This is a genomic window from Simiduia sp., from assembly GCF_058345725.1.
Window position 1 is genome coordinate 1 of sequence record NZ_JBTUOC010000041.1, and the last position, 18,084, is coordinate 18,084.

18 protein-coding genes are annotated in these 18,084 nt (G+C 58.1%); 12 read left to right on the plus strand and 6 right to left on the minus strand.

The features are described 5' to 3' along the window. Both ACW8F6_RS09815 and radC read right to left on the minus strand, forming a co-directional pair. Positions 1-287: ELM1/GtrOC1 family putative glycosyltransferase (locus ACW8F6_RS09815; protein ID WP_491575688.1), on the minus strand; the 287-nt coding region annotated here is incomplete at its 3' end. 65 nt (positions 288-352) lie between these two features. Next, positions 353-1,027 (minus strand): RadC family protein, encoded by a 675-nt coding sequence (gene radC, locus ACW8F6_RS09820; protein WP_491575689.1) that lies wholly within the window; start codon positions 1,025-1,027, stop codon positions 353-355. A gap of 82 nt (positions 1,028-1,109) precedes the next feature. Between radC and coaBC the strand changes: the two genes are divergently transcribed. From coaBC to slmA, 4 genes are all read left to right on the plus strand, one after another. Continuing rightward, entirely contained in the window at positions 1,110-2,321 is a 1,212-nt protein-coding gene (gene coaBC, locus ACW8F6_RS09825; protein ID WP_491575690.1) for a bifunctional phosphopantothenoylcysteine decarboxylase/phosphopantothenate--cysteine ligase CoaBC, read from the plus strand. A 38-nt stretch (positions 2,322-2,359) separates the two neighbouring features. After that, a complete protein-coding gene (locus ACW8F6_RS09830) occupies positions 2,360-4,765 on the plus strand; it encodes a phosphomannomutase/phosphoglucomutase (RefSeq protein WP_491575691.1) in 2,406 nt (801 codons plus the stop codon). Between the two features lie 50 nt (positions 4,766-4,815). Further along, entirely contained in the window at positions 4,816-5,718 is a 903-nt protein-coding gene (argB, locus tag ACW8F6_RS09835; protein WP_491575692.1) for an acetylglutamate kinase, read from the plus strand. A 111-nt stretch (positions 5,719-5,829) separates the two neighbouring features. Next, entirely contained in the window at positions 5,830-6,444 is a 615-nt protein-coding gene (slmA, locus tag ACW8F6_RS09840; protein ID WP_491575693.1) for a nucleoid occlusion factor SlmA, read from the plus strand. Positions 6,445-6,496: 52 nt separating this feature from the next. Here the strand turns inward: slmA and ACW8F6_RS09845 are convergent, their stop codons facing one another. Together ACW8F6_RS09845 and pyrE are read right to left on the minus strand one after the other, a co-directional pair. After that, a complete protein-coding gene (locus ACW8F6_RS09845) occupies positions 6,497-7,111 on the minus strand; it encodes a hypothetical protein (RefSeq protein ID WP_491575694.1) in 615 nt (204 codons plus the stop codon). 47 nt (positions 7,112-7,158) lie between these two features. Further along, positions 7,159-7,803, minus strand: coding sequence for an orotate phosphoribosyltransferase (gene pyrE / locus ACW8F6_RS09850; RefSeq protein WP_491575695.1), 645 nt, complete (start codon positions 7,801-7,803; stop codon positions 7,159-7,161). Positions 7,804-8,033: 230 nt separating this feature from the next. On the opposite strand from pyrE, the gene ACW8F6_RS09855 reads away from it, so the two are divergent. Beyond that, positions 8,034-8,807: an exodeoxyribonuclease III gene (locus ACW8F6_RS09855; RefSeq protein ID WP_491575696.1), complete on the plus strand. Its 774-nt coding sequence runs from the start codon at positions 8,034-8,036 to the stop codon at positions 8,805-8,807. Between the two features lie 88 nt (positions 8,808-8,895). Here ACW8F6_RS09855 and rph read toward each other — a convergent pair whose 3' ends face one another. Continuing rightward, positions 8,896-9,615: a ribonuclease PH gene (rph, locus tag ACW8F6_RS09860; protein WP_491575777.1), complete on the minus strand. Its 720-nt coding sequence runs from the start codon at positions 9,613-9,615 to the stop codon at positions 8,896-8,898. A gap of 98 nt (positions 9,616-9,713) precedes the next feature. Here rph and ACW8F6_RS09865 point away from each other — a divergent pair, with 98 nt between their 5' ends. From ACW8F6_RS09865 to ACW8F6_RS09885, 5 genes are all read left to right on the plus strand, one after another. Beyond that, positions 9,714-10,580, plus strand: a complete 867-nt coding sequence (locus ACW8F6_RS09865; protein ID WP_491575697.1) for a YicC/YloC family endoribonuclease — start codon at positions 9,714-9,716, stop codon at positions 10,578-10,580. A 29-nt stretch (positions 10,581-10,609) separates the two neighbouring features. Then, positions 10,610-11,227, plus strand: coding sequence for a guanylate kinase (gene gmk / locus ACW8F6_RS09870; protein WP_491575698.1), 618 nt, complete (start codon positions 10,610-10,612; stop codon positions 11,225-11,227). Positions 11,228-11,333: 106 nt separating this feature from the next. Further along, positions 11,334-11,582, plus strand: coding sequence for a DNA-directed RNA polymerase subunit omega (rpoZ, locus tag ACW8F6_RS09875; RefSeq protein WP_183911355.1), 249 nt, complete (start codon positions 11,334-11,336; stop codon positions 11,580-11,582). Positions 11,583-11,601: 19 nt separating this feature from the next. Beyond that, positions 11,602-13,698 (plus strand): bifunctional GTP diphosphokinase/guanosine-3',5'-bis pyrophosphate 3'-pyrophosphohydrolase, encoded by a 2,097-nt coding sequence (spoT, locus tag ACW8F6_RS09880; RefSeq protein WP_491575699.1) that lies wholly within the window; start codon positions 11,602-11,604, stop codon positions 13,696-13,698. 89 nt (positions 13,699-13,787) lie between these two features. Further along, the gene (locus tag ACW8F6_RS09885) at positions 13,788-14,171 is read left to right on the plus strand and encodes a RidA family protein (RefSeq protein ID WP_491575700.1); all 384 of its coding nucleotides are present in this window, start codon (positions 13,788-13,790) and stop codon (positions 14,169-14,171) included. On the opposite strand, the gene ACW8F6_RS09890 is transcribed toward ACW8F6_RS09885, so the two are convergent. Further along, positions 14,158-14,982 carry an NAD-dependent epimerase/dehydratase family protein gene (locus tag ACW8F6_RS09890; protein WP_491575701.1) on the minus strand — a complete coding sequence of 275 codons (825 nt, stop codon included), beginning with the start codon at positions 14,980-14,982 and terminating at the stop codon, positions 14,158-14,160. The genes ACW8F6_RS09885 and ACW8F6_RS09890 overlap by 14 nt on opposite strands. Positions 14,983-15,066: 84 nt before the next feature. On the opposite strand from ACW8F6_RS09890, the gene ACW8F6_RS09895 reads away from it, so the two are divergent. Both ACW8F6_RS09895 and recG read left to right on the plus strand, forming a co-directional pair. After that, positions 15,067-15,987 carry a hydrogen peroxide-inducible genes activator gene (locus ACW8F6_RS09895; protein WP_491575702.1) on the plus strand — a complete coding sequence of 307 codons (921 nt, stop codon included), beginning with the start codon at positions 15,067-15,069 and terminating at the stop codon, positions 15,985-15,987. Further along, positions 15,980-18,073 carry an ATP-dependent DNA helicase RecG gene (gene recG / locus ACW8F6_RS09900; RefSeq protein WP_491575703.1) on the plus strand — a complete coding sequence of 698 codons (2,094 nt, stop codon included), beginning with the start codon at positions 15,980-15,982 and terminating at the stop codon, positions 18,071-18,073. The genes ACW8F6_RS09895 and recG overlap by 8 nt, the downstream gene beginning before the upstream one ends. Positions 18,074-18,084: the final 11 nt, after the last annotated feature.

An 18,084-nucleotide genomic window follows, 5' to 3' on the forward strand; every position in this document is an offset into this window, starting at 1 on the left:
GGCCGCATCAACACCACTGCATGGCACGCCAGCGCGCGCTTTGCGGCCAGCAGATGGCGGTGGGTGGCAGAACCCGCTGCAATTAACATATCCGGCTTTGGCAAATGGGGTGCGGGGTTTAGCCCACGCCAAATTTGCCAGAGACTGGCAGTGGAGTTTGCGACTGTCACCCAGTGGCAGGCTGCGGAGCTATGTACAGACAGGCGAGCAGCCAAGCCGCGCAATTGGTTTTGATGCCCGGGCTTAGCATCGGTCAAAAGCCACACACACGGCGGATTATTGCTCACTCAGCCTCCTGGGCCAGGGATGTAATAGACTGCGAGGAGCGCCATTCTAACAGGCCAGCTACCCGCTAGAGCAAACCCAGCTCGGCTAGCGAAGCACAATAGCCGTCGCCTACAATTACGTGGTCCAGAACCCGAACATCCACCAGCGCCAGGGCATCTTTAAGGCGCCGAGTGATGGCAATGTCTGCCTGGCTGGGCTCGGCCACACCCGATGGGTGGTTGTGTACCAGAATCACCGCCGCCGCACCCGCCATTAACACTGCTTTAACTACTTCGCGCGGATACACGGAGGCGCCGTCAATGGTGCCCTCAAACAGGGTGTCGAAGGCGAGTACTCTGTGCCGATTATCCAGCAACAAAAGCGCAAACACCTCGCGGTCGCGGTGGCGCAATTGGCTTTGCAAGTATCGGTGCACCAACAGCGGGCTAGATAAAACGTCGGTTTGCGTGAGCGATGCAGCCAAATGCCGGCGCGCCATCTCTAGCACCGCCTGCAATTGGGCAAATTTGGCGTCGCCTAGCCCCCGCGCTTCCACAAAATGTGCGTGCGGGGCCTCCAGAAGCTGTCGCAAGCCGCCAAAGCGCGTCAGCAGATCGCGCGCCAGATCGACGGCCGAACAGCCCGTCACCCCCGTGCGCAGAAAGATGGCCAGCAATTCGGCATCTGACAGTGCGCCAGGGCCCTTTTGTAATAATTTTTCGCGCGGCCGCTCCGTGGCTGGCCAATGGTTTATCGCCATGTGATCCTCCTTGATCCTGGTACGAAATAACGCGTGACAATGGTATCGTATCGCCTCATTCACGAGTAGCCACACACCCGCTATGTCCAGCCTCACCCACAAACACGTCCTGTTGGGCGTTAGCGGCGGCATTGCCGCCTACAAAAGTGCCGAACTTATTCGCCGATTGCAAGACGCCGGCGCCCAGGTGCGGGTGGTCATGACGCCTGGTGCCCAAGAGTTTATTACCCCGCTCACCCTCCAGGCGCTGTCCGGTCACCCAGTGCATACCCAGCTACTGGACCCGGAGGCCGAGGCCGGCATGGGGCACATAGAACTGGCGCGCTGGGCAGATATCTTGCTGATAGCACCGGCCACCGCCGATCTCATTGCCCGTTTGGCGCAAGGTAACGGCAACGATTTATTAACCACCGTGGCGCTCGCCTGCCAGGCGCCTCTGGCGCTGGCACCGGCGATGAACCAAGCCATGTGGGGCCATGCCGCCACCCAGGAAAACCTCGCCCAACTGGTGGCTCGCGGCGCCCGAGTATTCGGTCCTGCGAGCGGCGGTCAAGCCTGCGGTGACGTGGGAATGGGGCGTATGTCTGAACCCGAATCGCTGGCCCAAGAGCTGGCCAATTGTTTCGACACCGGCGCTCTAGATGGCCTGCGCGTGACCATTACCGCTGGTCCCACGCGAGAGGCCATCGACCCGGTGCGCTACATCAGTAATCACAGTTCGGGCAAAATGGGCTACGCCCTGGCCGAGGCCTGTGCTGAGGCGGGCGCGCACGTCACACTGATCAGCGGCCCCACGCAGCTGGCCGCACCGGCCCACGTGAATCTGGTGCCAATTAACAGCGCACAGGAATTATTGGCGGCGGCACTGGCAACACCGGGCGATATATTTATTGGCGCCGCCGCCGTCGCCGATTACCGGCCAGCCACCGTAGCCTCGCAAAAACTCAAAAAGCGCGGCGATAGCACAGACACCATGACTCTCGAGCTGGTGCGCAACCCCGATGTCATCGCCTCGGTGGCTGCCTTGCCGGCGCCGCCATTTTGCGTGGGTTTCGCAGCCGAGACTGAAAATCTGCTAGCCTATGCGCGAGCTAAGCTGAGCCGTAAAAAGCTACAACTTATCGTTGCCAACGATGTATCGCGCACAGACATTGGCTTCAACAGCGACGACAATGCTGTAACACTGATCTCCGCCAACACGGAAGAAACACTGGCTACGCGCACTAAGCGTCAGATGGCCCGTGATTTGGTGGCAAGGATTGCCCGTGCTTATCAGCAAGGCAAAAACCAATAAACACGATTGAAACGCGCTAGCTTTACAAGGAACCTGCCGTGCCCGCCGAGCCAAAAACCAACAGCAAGCCCGCACCTAAGCCCAAGCAACCCCCGTATTTTTTGGGCTTTGCCCTGCTGTCGGTACTCATTGCGGCCGCGGTGGGCTGGCTCGGATTTCAGCAATTTGTGGTGGCCGCCGAGCAGCGCCAACTCGCGGCGCTTGGCAATCTGGAAGTAGAAAAGCGCGCTACTGCCGTCGCCCAGTGGGTGCAAAGCCTGCAGACAGACGTAACGCGCCTGGGTGAGCGCGACGCCTTGGCGACCGCAGTGGCCTATCAAGAGCAGGCCGTGCTGGACGACTTTCGTCGCACCATAGAGCGGAATTTAGACAACTTAGACGCCATCCAGTTTTTCCCCCGAGGCAGCGCCGCACTGGATGCCGAGAGCGAGCCCCCCATCAGCTTCATTCAGATGGATCTCATCTATAAAGCCGAGGCGCGCGAAGCGGTGGTGCCGGAGGCCGTCCAGATAGGCAATCAATGGCAACTACAATTAGCCACGGGCCTGCCCACCGATAAGGAAAAGCCAGCCCTCGGCTCAGTGCTGCTGACACTATCGCTCGATGGACTGCGCAGCCTACTGAAATCCCAAGACAGTAATCTGGGGCAAACCGCCGTTATTCAAAAAGTCGGTAATTCGCCGGAGCACACCCTGGCGGCCAGTGGCAGTGCCGATAGCACCGAGCGCTTTACCAAAGCCATCGAGGGCAGCCATTGGACCGTCCAGTTCACGCCCTCCTACGCGTTGATTCAACAGGCATCCGTCAACCCAATACCCTTCCTGGGCGGCTGTGTTGTGTTACTGCTGCTATTACTGACCGCCAGCGGGCTTGCCGCGCGCCACCTCAACGCCCGCACTGCCTTGAAGAAAGTCACCAAGGCTCGCGAGCGCGCCATGATGGGCAGTAAAGACAAAAAAGAGCTGGATGTCAGCGTAAAAGAAGAAGACAAATCCTTGTTGGGCTTAAACAAAGACACGCTGGCGGAAGTAGAAGAAGCCGAACCCGCCCCACAGGCGCAGGAAAACAAAGCGCTGCGCCGCATTTTTCGCGCCTACGATATCCGCGGGGTAGTGGGCGACCAACTGACACCCGAGTTTGCTGAAACGCTAGGGCGCGCCCTGGGCAGCGAAGCCCTGGAGCAGGGCGAATCTACCCTGCTGGTGGGGCGCGACGGGCGCATTCACAGCGAAGAGTTGTGCACCCAATTGGTGAACGGGATTCTCAGCACCGGCTGCAATGTGCTGAACCTGGGCCTGATTCCCTCACCCTTGTTGTATTTTGCCTGCGCCACAGCTGCCGGCGGCAGCCGCAGTGGCGTTATCGTCACTGCCAGCCACAACGCCGGCGAATACAACGGCTTTAAAATTGTCATGAATGGCAACACCTTGGCGGAGGAGGGCATCAGCAGCATTTACACGCGCATCCAGCGCGCCCAGTTCCGCACGGGCGATGCCGTCGAACAGCAACTGGACGTTATCCCAGACTATATCGATCGAATTTTTTCCGATGTGGCACTGGCCGGCGATGTAAAAATTGTCATCGATGCCGGCAATGGCGCCACCGGCGAGATTGCGCCGCAGCTCTTTGAAGAACTGGGCTGTGAAGTCGAGCCGCTGTTTTGCGAAATCGACGGCCGCTTCCCCAATCACCAACCCGATCCCAGCCGCGCAGAAAATCTGACCGCACTGATTGCCCGGGTAAAAAGCACCGGTGCAGATCTGGGTGTGGCATTTGATGGCGATGGCGATCGGCTCACCGTGGTAACGCCCAAGGGCGACATTATCTGGCCCGACCGGCTGCTGATGCTGTTTGCCAAAGATATCGTGTCGCGCAACCCTGGCGCAGACGTGCTGTTTGACGTAAAAAGTACGCGCCAGCTCAACAGCTTGATCACCAGCTATGGCGGCAGACCCATCATGTGGAAAACCGGCCACTCCAACATGAAGCAAAAAATGCTGGAAACCGGGGCGCTGCTTGGCGGCGAGTTATCGGGCCACATTTTTATCAAAGACCGCTGGTACGGTTTTGACGATGGCATGTATGCCTGCGCGCGCCTGCTGGAAATCATGACCCTGCGCGACCAGGATATAGACAGTATTTTTGCCGCCTTCCCAACCCAGCCGTCAACCCCGGAAATTTTGATTCCCATTGCCGAATCCAAAAAATTTGCGCTGGTGAAAACCCTAATTGCCGAGGGCAAATTTCAGAGTGGGAAGCTCACCACCATCGACGGGCTGCGCGTGGATTTCGCCAAAGGCTGGGGCCTGGTGCGCGCCTCCAACACCACAGCCGCATTGACGCTACGCTTTGAGGCGGATACGGAAGAAACACTGGCGCAACTGAAAAGTCTGTTCAAACGCGAACTAACCCGCGTTGCGCCCGATCTACCCTTAGATTTTTAAAGGTTTCGGCAACGAGACCACAACTACAATATTCAGTCACAGAGGTTTTCATGTCACTTTCGCGCGCCGACGCCATGCAAATTGCACAGGTACTTACAGAGTCCCTACCTTATATTCAACGCTTTACCGGCAAGACCATCGTGGTCAAATTTGGTGGCAACGCCATGATTGACGAGGCCCTGCAAAACAGTTTTGCGCGCGATATTGTGCTGATGAAACTGGTGGGCTTAAACCCGGTGGTGGTGCACGGCGGCGGCCCGCAAATTGGTCAACTACTGGAAAAACTCAGTATAAAATCCGAATTTGTGGACGGTATGCGCGTCACCGACAGCGCCACTATGGATGTGGTGGAGATGGTTTTAGGCGGCACCGTCAATAAGCAAATAGTCAGCTTGATCAATCGCAACGGCGGCAACGCCATTGGTCTGACAGGTAAAGACGGCAAACTTATTCGCGCCAAAAAGATGACCGTTAGCCGCAAAACCCCGGGCATGAATGCCTCCGAAATTGTGGACATCGGCCACGTGGGTGAAGTGGTCTCCATCAATACCGAAGTCATCGATATGCTGACCAACAGCAATTTTATTCCCGTCATCGCCCCGGTGGGGGTCGGTCAAGACGGCGCGGCTTATAACATCAATGCCGACTTGGTAGCCGGTAAAATTGCCGAGGTACTCAAGGCCGAAAAGCTAATGCTGTTAACCAATGTGGCCGGCCTGATGGACAAATCCGGCCAGGTGCTAACCGGGCTGTCCACGCAGCAGGTGGATGACCTTATTGCCGACGGCACGATTTATGGTGGCATGCTGCCAAAAATTTCCTGCGCACTGGATGCAGTGAAAAGCGGTGTCAATTCCTCGCACATCATCGATGGCCGAGTGGATCACGCCGTGTTGCTCGAAATTTTTACCGACACGGGCGTTGGCACCAAAATCAGCAACAGCCCCGATTAATCCGCTGGCAACGCGAAACTACCGGCGCATCTCTGGCTTTTTTCATTGATGCGGCCGGCCTTTGTGGCTAGGATAGTCCGTTCCCCGAAAGCCCTGAACGTCGAAGGTTTTATGACAAACTCCTCATCCAAGGTGTCCCGTCGCCAGCAGATTCTAGAGTCTTTGGCGCACATGCTGGAATCCAGCCCGGGGGCACGTATCACCACGGCGGCACTCGCCAAAGAAGTGGGCGTCTCGGAAGCTGCACTTTACCGGCACTTTCCCAGCAAATCTAAAATGTTCGAGGGCTTAATCGAGTTTATTGAGGATACGCTTTTTTCCCGTATCGGCCTTATCCTGACTGATACCGAATCCGCTCAGGGCCGTTGCGAGAAAATTTTTTTACTGTTGTTGACCTTCACGGAGCGCAACCCCGGCATTACTCGCATTCTTACTGGCGATGCTTTGACCGGAGAAACAGAGCGCCTACACACCCGTATCCAGCAGTTGTTTGAGCGTATTGAAACCCAGATCAAGCAAATATTGCGCGAGGCGGAAATCCGCGAGGGCCTGCGCCCCAAATTACCACTTAGCGCCGCCGCCAATTTGTTAATGGCCGCCGCCGAGGGTCGCATTGCCCAATTTGTGCGCTCCAACTTTAAACGGTCGCCCACCGAATACTGGGGCGAGCAGTGGCCGATTCTCATGCAGGATTTTTTCTACGAGCCACTAGCTCAGGTGAATTGACAAAAATGGGCCCGAAGCCCCATTTTTTTCGCTGACTGATAGCTAGCAATACTTAGCGTTTCATATGTATAACGCTAAAGCGCGCCTTATCCTGCTCAAACTTGTCCGCAACGTCTTCGTACTCCCACTCGCGCTGAATGTACTTTTCGCGAGTGTCATCCAATTCTCGCTCCAAATTGTGCAAGTTATCCACCACAATATCCGGCACCGCCTGACCGCGTCGTTCAAAGGCGGCACCGCGCGCGTACTCAGCTCTAATTTGGGTCTGAATAGTATTGAGATTGCTGATCAGGATTGACATGTTCGCCTCCAGATCCGCCAGCTTTCGCTGCTTGGCCGCTTCGATGTCGTCCACGCTGCTGTAGCGCCGCAGCAGCGCCGCATCCCATTCATCCAGCTCGCGCTGCTCGGCTTTTTGTGCGGCCGCAGCGGCGGCCTGCTCGGGCGTCAGTGCTGGCGGCACCACTTTCAAAACGATGCCGGAAATACTCACTACCTCGTAGCCGCGTTTGGCAGCTTCGGGGGGCAGGGAGTGGTGCATCACCTTGGCGCCCGCTTCGTTGACATAGCGGTAAAACACTTTGTCTGCTGGCGGCTCTGCGGCGGCCAAGGCCAGGGGTAGACAGCAGGCAAGCGCCAATAGCAGTGTGTAAAACGTCGTCGTCATGTTAAACAACCCCTTGGTTTCGATGGCTAGCGCCTGTCAATTCACGCTTAGCAGGTACCGTAGCGTTCGCGGTAGGCGCGAATACTCGCCACCATCTCCGCCTGGTCCGGATCGGCATCAAGATAGCTGATGATATCGTTGAGACTAATGATGCTGATCACAGGAATACCAAATTGCTGCTCCACTTCTGCGATTGCAGACAATTCACCCTTGCCCTTTTCTTGCCGATTGAGTCCGATCACCACGCCGGCGGGCTTGGCACCGGCGGCGTCGATTATTTGCATGACTTCGCGTATAGCAGTTCCGGCCGTAATGACATCGTCGATAATCAGTACCTTGCCCACCAAGGGGGCGCCCACAAGGCTGCCTCCTTCGCCGTGGTCCTTGGCCTCTTTGCGGTTAAAGCAGTAGGGCAGGTCGCGCTGGTGCCCATCGGCCAGTGCCACAGCGGTGGTAGCCGCTAGCGGGATGCCTTTGTAAGCCGGCCCAAATAACACATCAAAGGCAACACCTGAGGCCTCTATGGCCGCGGCGTAGAAGCGCCCCAAGGCCGCCAGTGCGGCGCCTGTCTGAAATTTACCTGCGTTAAAAAAGTAGGGGCTCTTGCGGCCGCTTTTGAGGGTAAAGTCTCCGAAACACAGCGCTTTGTGTTCGATGGCCAACTCGATAAATTCGCGCTGGTAACTCTGCATAGCCGTTTCCCGTGTCAAAATCTGAATCTATGAACTATGTTTAAGCCAATGACGGCTCCTCTGTGGGTCGCTATTTTGGCACATTTGCCGGGTTGGCTGCCCACCTTTTATGGCCACCCGCCCGGCCCACAAACGGCTTTGCAGGTGCCAATGGGCTTGCGGTAATCCCAATATTTACAAAAACTTATAAAGCTCGGGTATCATACACAGTCCGTTTTTAAGGGGCTAACATGCGCATTATCAATCTCAGCGTCGATGGGTTACACCAGGCGGCACAGCGGGGTCTGTACGACTGGCTGGCAGAACAGGACGCTGACATTATCTGTCTGCAGGATTTGCGGGCACTCGAATACGAGTTGGACCATCCGGTGTTTCACCCGGAGGGCTACAACGCCTATTTCTTCGACTCGGGCGTCAAGCACTACAATGGCGTCGCTATCTACAGCCGCAAAATGCCCAAGGCCTTGATCTATGGTTTTGGTTTTGCCAGCGGCGTGGATATGGAGGGCCGCTACCTGCAAATTGATTTTGAGAAAATCAGCATTGGCAGTTTGCTGGCACCCTCGGCTATGTCGGCCAGCGAGTCCCAGGAAGTGAAAATGAAATTTTTTGACGACCTGCAGGCACACTTGGTGAAAATCAGCCGCAAGCGGCGCGATTATGTGTTTTGCGGCAACTGGGCCATGGCCCACAAGGCGCGCGACGTCATGAACGCCGCGCAGCACGAAGGCGACGTGGGTTTCCTGCCGCACGAGCGCAGCTGGCTCAACCAACTGTTTACGCAGTTGGAATACACCGATGCCTTCCGCAAAGTCAACAGCGACGACGACGAGTACAGCTGGTTTCCCGAAACTGAATCGGGCGAAGCCGATGGCTGGCGCACTGACTTTCAAGTCATTTCCAACAACCTAGCCAATCGAGTGGAGTACGCCACTATCTACAAAAAGCAGCAATTCTCCAGCCATCAGCCCGTCATCATCGATTACGATCTGGAAATTGAATAGGCGAATCGCTGCAGGTGATGCACCTGATACACAACAATAAAAAAGGGCCTTAAGGCCCTTTTTTGTTACCCGCCTTAGTGGCGCGAAGCTACTGGGCAAGCGCGTCGGTTTGCAGTTGATGCAGCTCGGCGATGCCTTTTTTGGCCAGCGCCAACATGGCGGCAAATTCCGCATCGCTAAAGGGCTCGGCCTCTGCTGTGCCTTGGATTTCGATGATGCCACCGTCGCTGCCCAACACAATATTCATATCGGTGTCGGCGGCCGCATCCTCTGGATAGTCCAGATCCAACACCGGCTCGCCCTGATAAATCCCCACTGACACTGAGGCAATCATGCGCTTGATAGGCGACGACTTAATCATACCCTTGGCCTGCATCAATGCCACCGCATCGGCCAGGGCCACGCAGGCACCGGTGATGGATGCCGTGCGCGTACCGCCGTCGGCCTGAATCACATCGCAGTCCACGGTGATGGTGTATTCACCTAAAGCAGCCAAATCCACCGCCGCACGCAGCGACCGTCCAATCAGGCGCTGAATTTCTACCGTCCGGCCACCCTGCTTACCGCGCGCTGCCTCGCGGCCCATGCGGGTGCCGGTGGAGCGGGGCAACATACCGTATTCTGCGGTAATCCAACCGCGCCCTTCGCCGCGCATAAAACGGGGCACGCCGTCTTCCACCGTCGCGTTGCAAATCACCTTGGTGTTGCCGAACTCCACCAACACCGAGCCCTCGGCGTGACAGGTAAACTGGCGGGTGATACGCACGGGGCGGAGTTGATCGACCTGACGGCCACTGGGTCTTTGCATGGAGTTACCTATATCGATGGCGAGTGGAAAAGCGGCGATTATACCGAGGAATGGCTGTGGTAACATGGCGAACTCTTTTTCGCATTCAGGACCACACCATGCCGCGCAGTATGACAGGCTTTGGCCGGATCGAGGCCAGCTTTGATTGGGGCAACTTGAGCTGGGAAGTTCGCAGCGTCAACCACCGCTACCTCGAACCCCACTTTCGCTTGCCAGAAACCCAGCGCCAGTGCGAGCCCGCCCTGCGCGATGCGCTGCGCAAATGCCTGAACCGCGGCAAGGTAGAAGCCACCCTGCAATTGCAAATCGGCAAGGCCGAGCAGCAGGCGCTGGGCTTGAACGAGCAGCGCGTTAACCAAGTTTTGAATGCGGTCCAACAACTGGCGCGCACCAACGCCAGTCTGTCGCCCATCAACCCACTGGAACTCCTGCGCTGGCCCGGTGTGGTGGTGGAAGACACGGTGGATACCGACACGCTCAACCAGTGCATTGTGGATTGCTTTCGCCAGGCGCTGGTGCAGTTATCGGACAACCGCGCGCGCGAAGGTAAAGAGCTGGCCGCATTTATCGATCAGCGCTTGACCGCCATTGCCGGGCAAGTGGCTCAGGTGCGCCAATTGATGCCCACTATCCTGCAGGCCCAGCGCGATAAATTGCAGGCCCGCCTGGAAGAGCTCTCGGGCCAACTGGATCAAGACCGCATCGAGCAAGAAATTGTCATGCTGGCCCAAAAAGCCGATGTGGAAGAGGAGCTGGATCGACTGAGCGCCCACATTAACGAAGTGCGCCTGACCCTGGGTAAAACCGAGCCCATTGGTCGTCGGCTGGATTTTTTGATGCAGGAGCTCAATCGCGAGGCCAATACGCTATCGTCTAAATCTGTGGTCACCGAAACCACCCAGGCAGCCGTCGAGCTGAAAGTGCTCATTGAACAAATGCGCGAGCAGATCCAAAACATTGAATAGCCGTACTGGCCAGTAGGTAAATCAAAACTATGCAGACTCGGGGCAACCTTTTTACTGTGTCGGCACCCTCGGGGGCCGGCAAAACCAGCCTGGTAAAGGCGCTGGTGGACTCCACCAACGACATTCGGGTGTCGGTATCGCACACCACCCGCGCCATGCGGCCGGGCGAGGTGGACGGCGTCAATTACCACTTCGTGGACCAAGACACCTTCAAATCCATGCTCGCCCAGGCCAGCTTTCTCGAACACGCTCAGGTGTTCACCAATTACTACGGCACCTCCAAGCACTGGGTCGAAGCGCAGCTCGCCAGCGGCATGGACGTGATTCTGGAAATCGACTGGCAGGGCGCCGCCCAGGTGCGTCGACTGATTCCCGATACCGTCGGGCTGTTTATTTTGCCGCCCTCGCGCGAAGCATTGCACCAGCGCCTCACCGGACGCGGGCAGGATAGCGCCGAAGTGATTGAAGGTCGCATGAAGGAGGCCATCAACGAGATGACCCACTATGTGGAAGCCGACTACCTCATCATCAACGACGATTTCGACACAGCGCTGGCCGAATTTAAGGCCCTGGTAGTCAGCCAGCGTTTAAAGCAATCCCGCCAGAGCCAACGGCACCTGGGATTGTTGGCAGACCTATTGAGCTGACTGGTCGATTTGCGTACACTGGCCGACCTTTTTCATACCGGCACCCGCGCGGCCAGTGGGCTAAACTCAAAGCGGGTGCTCACGCACGTTTACCGGAACTCCGAATATGGCACGTATTACTGTTGAAGATTGTCTGAACCATGTTGATAACCGCTTTGAATTGGTTATTGTAGGCAGCAAGCGCGCGCGTCAAATTGCCGTGGGTGGCAAGTCGCCCATGGTGCCAGAAGAAAACGACAAGCCCACCGTGATCGCCCTGCGCGAAATCGAAGAGGGGCTGGTTGACGCCTCTATCCTGACCCAGCGCGACGAGCCAGAATACGAAATCGAAGCACCGATTCTGACCGAAGAGTAAGTTCCCAGAGGAGGGAAGATTGCACACCATTGACGCTCTCGCGCATCAGCTTTCCTCCTATTTAGAACCCGCACATATCAATCTGGTCCGGCGCGCCTACCTCTACGCAGAACAGGCGCACGATGGCCAGAAGCGCCGCTCGGGCGATCCCTACATCACCCACCCGCTGGCGGTAGCGACGATTTTGTCGTCCATGCACATGGACCATCAGAGCCTGATGGCAGCCATGTTGCACGATGTCATCGAAGATACCGGCATTGCCAAGACCAGCCTGGGCGAGCAGTTCGGCGAAACCGTGGCCGATTTAGTGGACGGGGTCAGCAAGCTGACCCAGATCGAATTTGAATCCCAAGCCGAAAAGCAGGCGGAAAACTTCCAAAAGATGACCCTGGCTATGGCGCGCGACATCCGTGTGATTCTGGTCAAGCTGGCCGACCGACTGCACAACATGCGCACCCTGGGCGTGATGCCGCCCGAGAAGAAGCGCCGCATAGCCCGCGAGACCCTGGATATTTACGCGCCCATCGCCCATCGATTGGGCATGAACGATATGCGCATCGAGTTTGAAAACCGCGGTTTTTCCGCCATGCACCCGCTGCGCGCCAAGCGCCTGAAGGCGGCGCTGCAAAGCGCCCGCGGCAACCGCAAGGAACTGGTGGAAAAGATCCGCCAGAGTTTGCAAAAGCGCTTGGAAGACGAGCACATCAACGCCCTGGTTATCGGCCGCGAAAAACACCTGTACAGCATTTACACCAAGATGCGCTCGAAGAAGAAGTCCTTCAAAGAGATCATGGACGTCTACGCTTTCCGCATCATTGTGGATTCCGTGGACACCTGTTACCGCACCCTCGGCGCCATTCACAACCTCTACAAACCCATCATCACCGAATTCAAAGATTACATCGCCATCCCCAAAACCAATGGTTACCAATCGCTGCACACGGTACTAGTGGGTATGCACGGGGTACCTATTGAAGTGCAAATCCGCACCAAGGAAATGGACGAAATGGCCAACAGCGGCATCGCCGCCCACTGGCTCTACAAAACTAACGACAATCCCAACGCCAGCCACTTGCGCGCGCGGCAATGGGTACAGGGGCTGCTGGAAATGCAGCAGCGCGCCGGCGACAGCCTGGAATTTATCGAAAACGTTAAAATCGATCTATTTCCCGACGAAGTCTATGTATTCACCCCCAAAGGTCGCATTGTGGAACTGCCAAGCGGCGCAACGCCGGTGGATTTTGCCTACGCCGTGCACACCGACATCGGCAATGCCTGCGTGGCCTGTCGCATTAACGACCGGTTAGCACCGCTCTCGCAAACGCTGCAGAGCGGCCAGAAAGTGACCATCATCACCGCCGCCAGCGCCCAGCCCAATCCCGGCTGGTTGAACTTTGTCACCTCCGGCAAGGCCCGCTCCGCCATTCGGCATTTCCTGAAGCACCAGCGCCACCACGAATCCATTGAGCTGGGCAGAAAACTGCTGACCCGCTCGCTGGCCGACCGCGGCATGGAATTGCAAAATCTGGACAAAGAAGCCCGCAAGGCCCTGTTAAAAGACTCGGGCACTCACAGCCTGGAAGCCTTGTTTGAAGAAATCGGACTGGGCAAACGGCTGCCCCACGCGGTGGCTAACCTAGTGCAATCCGATAGCCGCAAAGCCAATGCCCAATCGCCACTGATGATCGAATCGGCCGACGGCATGATGATCAGCTTTGCCCGCTGTTGCCGACCTATACCGGGCGACCCCATCGTAGGCCATATCAGCGCGGGCAAGGGCCTGGTGGTACACCACGACACCTGCCGCAATATTATTGAGCTGCGCGAAAACCCTGAAAAAATTGCCGCCGTGAACTGGTCGCCCGACGTACGCGGCGAATTTCCGGTGGATATTCGCGTGGAGGTGGAGTCCGGCCGCGGTATTATTGCCAGCCTGGCCACCCGCATTACCGAGCAAAATGCCAATATCGAACAAATTAATGTGCACGAGCGCGACGCCCACAACAGTGTCATCAACCTTACACTGGGCGTGTCCAACCGAGTGCATCTGGCCAATATCATCCGCCGCCTCAAAAGCCTGCGCTCGGTGATTCGCATCAGCCGCCACCGCAATTAGCACGTTCAAGCATCGGCGGCCGTCGCATTGACGACCCACCGGTCAGTAGCCTTATACTGGCCGTTTTTCCCAATACTCGGACCTTTCCCATGACCAATAAAGCCATTATCAGCACCGATCGTGCGCCCGCCGCCATCGGTACCTACTCGCAAGCGGTGAAAGTGAACAACACCGTGTATTTGTCGGGGCAAATTCCCTTGTTGCCAGACACCATGACACTGGTTGACGGCGACTTCCGGGCGCAGGCGCACCAAGTATTTAAAAATCTGAGTGCCGTGTGCGAGGCCGCCAACGGCAGCCTCGCACATGTCGTCAAGCTCAACCTCTACCTGACGGACCTGAGCAACTTTCCCGTGGTAAACGAGGTGATGGCCGAGTACTTCCAAGAGCCCTATCCAGCGCGCGCCGCCGTGGGGATCAGCGAACTGCCCAAGGGCGCGCTGTTTGAAGCCGAAGGCGTCATGGTGATTTAAACGCCGCCACGATCTCGCGGTAGCCCGCCCGCCAATCGGGGTACACGGGCTGCCAACCGCTGGCTTTGAGCCGACTATTGTCCACCCGCTTGCCGCTAAACACGGCACCCGTAGATTGCGTCGGCGCGGCTACGCCCAAGGCCAGTGCTAAACCGCGCACCACTTCCGCCAGTAACACCGGCGCGTCGTCGTTGACCAGGTAACAACTGGCCGGCGCGTCTAACGCCAATATATGGTGCAGTGCCAAGGCTGCATCCTGCACGTGAATGCGGTTGCTGTAGGCGAGCAAGTTGCGCGAAACCTCGCCAGCGCGCACCTGAGACAGCAACCGCTCGCGACCGGGGCCGTACAGACCCGACAGGCGCGCAATAACCACCGGCAGACCCGACGACAACAACATCTGCTCGGCTTCCAGTAACCGTGCACCGGCAAATCCCGTTGGCTCCGCGGGGCTGATTTCATTTACCCACTCGCCATTCGCCTGCCCGTACACCGAACTACTGGACACGAATACGATACGCGGACGCTGTTGCAGTTGCTGCAATGCGGCCAGCAACACCTGCACCGGCGCCACGTAGGCAGCCTGGTAGCCGGCATCGGTGCGCGCCGATGGCGTCAGCGTTATCACTATCTGATCAAAACCGCGCGCCAGCAGAGCGCGCATAGCGTCTGGCTCGGTGGCATCGCCGGCCACGCAATTCGAGAGCCCTTGGGGCCGGCGGCGCAAACCGGTGATTGTGCCTGGCAACAGCGCCGCCAGACGCTGGGCCAGATCGCCGTAACCGATCAATAAGGTGCGCGATAACTCCATAACAATTCCCATTTAAAAGGACTATCGGGTTGCTAAGTTCTGATATAAAGTCGCAATCATACGCGAACGCCCTGGCAGCACACCATGACCCTGAACGAACTCCGCTATATCGTCACTCTGGCCCAAGAGCAACATTTTGGCCGCGCCGCCGAACGCTGTTACGTGAGCCAACCCACGCTCAGTATTGCGGTGAAAAAACTCGAAGACGAGTTGGGCATTGCCCTGTTCGAGCGCTCCAAGACCCGCGTACAACCGACGCCCTTGGGTGAAAAAATCGTCACCCAGGCGCAGCTAGTGCTGGAGCAAACGGCGGCCATCAAAGACATCGCCAAGTCGGGCAAAGATCAGTTGTCCAGCCCGCTGCACGTGGGCGCCATTTTTACCATTGGTCCCTATCTGTTTCCGCATTTTATCCCCGAATTGCAGCGCATCGCGCCGCACATGCCCCTGTATGTGGAAGAGGGCTACACGGCAACCCTGCGCCAGCGACTGCGCAAGGGCGAACTGGATGTCATTATCGTCTCGCTACCCTTCACCGAAGCAGATGTGGTCACCCAAACCCTGTACGACGAACCCTTCGTAGTGCTGATGCCCAGAGACCACCCGCTGGCGGAGTTCGACGCCATCAAACCCGCCCAACTGCACGACTACAATGTGTTGCTGCTGGGCGAGGGCCACTGCTTTCGCGACCAGATTCTGGAGGCCTGCCCGGCACTCCAGCCCGCCGCCGACCCCAAGGCCGGCCATATTCGCACGGCCGCCAAGGGCAGCTCGCTGGAGACGCTGCGCCACATGGTGGCCTCCGGCCTGGGCATCACCATACTGCCCTACTCGGCGGTGGAGGCCACACGCTATGCCGATAATCTGTTGATATACCGCCCCTTTATTGAGCCGGCGCCCCGACGCACCGTGGCCATGGCCTGGCGCGCCAGTTACCCGCGCCACAAAGCCATCGACGCTTTGCGCGCCTCCATTAACCAATGCCACCTCGTAGGGAATGACTAGCCAGCCTTCTCAAAGCCCCACACTCGACACAGTACCGCTCACCGCCCTCAAAGGCGTGGGCAAGGCGCTGGCCGACAAGCTGGCCAAGTTGGGGCTGCACAATGTGCAGGATCTGCTGTTTCACTTGCCGTTGCGCTACCTGGATCGCACCCGCATTACCCCTATCGGCGCCCTGCAACCGGGCGTGACGGCCGTTATTGAAGGCGAAATTCAGGCCGCCGACGTGGTATTTGGGCGCCGCCGATCGTTGGTGGCGCGGCTGCGCGACCACACCGGCACCGCCACTTTGCGTTTCTATCATTTTAATCAGGCGCAAAGGCAATCATTGGCCAAGGGCCAGCGCCTGCGCTGCTTTGGGGAAGCCCGGCGCGGTGCCGCCGGACTCGAGTTGTACCACCCAGAGTACGAAAATGCGGACCTGAACCAGGCGCCTTTGGCGCAAAACCTGACCCCGGTTTACCCCGCCACTGAGGGGCTGACCCAACCCCGCATGCGCAGCCTGGCCACTCAAGCACTGGCATTGCTGACCCCGCACAGTCTGCACGAACTGATGCCCCCACAGTTGCGCGAGGCCTACGGCCAATGGCCGCTGGCCAAGGCGCTCCAGTATCTACATCAGCCACCGCCCGAGGCCGACATCCAACAGCTGGCGCTTGGTCAGCACCCAGCCCAGCAGCGGCTGGCGTTCGAGGAGCTGCTGGCTCACCACCTGAGCCTGCTCGGCCTGCGCCAGCAAATTCAGGCCGAAGGGGCGCCGCCACTACCCCCAAGCCCTCACCAACTGGCCACCTTTCTGGCCCAGCTTCCCTTTAAACCCACCGCGGCCCAGGCGCGGGTGGCCCGTGAAATTAGCGCCGACCTTGCGCGGGCCGTGCCCATGCTGCGGCTGGTGCAGGGCGATGTGGGCTCGGGCAAAACCCTGGTGGCGGCCATGGCGGCATTGCAGGCCATTGCCAACGGTTATCAGGTGGCCTTGATGGCACCCACGGAAATCTTGAGCGAACAGCACCGCCGCAACTTCCAGCAATGGTTTGAGCCCCTGGGTATGCAGGTGGGCTGGCTGGCCGGCAAGCAAAAGGTGGCCGACCGACGCGCACAATTGGCCGCGTTGGCCAGTGGTGAGACCCAACTGGTGGTGGGCACCCATGCGCTATTTCAGGAGCAGGTAAGCTTTGCCGACCTGGGACTGGTAATTATCGACGAGCAACACCGGTTTGGCGTGCACCAGCGGCTCAGCTTGCGGGAAAAAGCCGGCAGTCAACGGCGCCCCCACCAACTCATCATGACGGCCACCCCCATTCCGCGCACCCTGGCCATGAGTGCCTACGCCGACCTGGATTGCTCGGTGATCGATGAATTGCCGCCCGGGCGCAAGCCGGTAACCACGGTGGTTATCAACCAGGATCGGCGCGAGCAGGTAATCGAGCGGGTGCGCGCAGCTATCGCCGAGGGCCGGCAGGTCTATTGGGTGTGTACCCTCATCGAAGAATCCGAAGCGCTTACCGCCCAGGCGGCGGAGGCCACTCAGGAGGCCTTGGCGCTGAGCCTGCCCGGTATTGCCAGTGGCCTGGTGCACGGGCGCCTGAAGGCCGCCGAAAAAGAAGCGGTCATGGCGCAGTTCAAGGCGGGCGAATTGCCGCTACTGGTAGCCACCACCGTTATCGAAGTGGGGGTCGACGTGCCCAACGCCAGCCTGATGATCATCGATAACCCAGAGCGCTTAGGCCTGGCCCAACTGCATCAATTACGCGGTCGGGTCGGGCGCGGTACCGCCAAAAGCCATTGTGTACTGCTGTATGCCGGGCCCCTATCGCAGCACAGCAAAGCGCGCCTGGAAGCCATGCGCGCCACCAATGACGGCTATATCATCGCCGAAAAAGATTTGGAATTGCGCGGCCCCGGCGAAGTATTGGGCACGCGCCAAACCGGCGCCATGCAATTTAAGATGGCCGATCTGCAGCGCGATGCGGCGTTAATCCCGCCGGTACGGGCAGCGGCCGCAGACATACTTGCGCACCATCCCATACACGCTGCCGCACTCACCCGTCGCTGGCTGGGTTATAACGAGGTCTATGCCAAAGTGTAAATTTAGGCGCC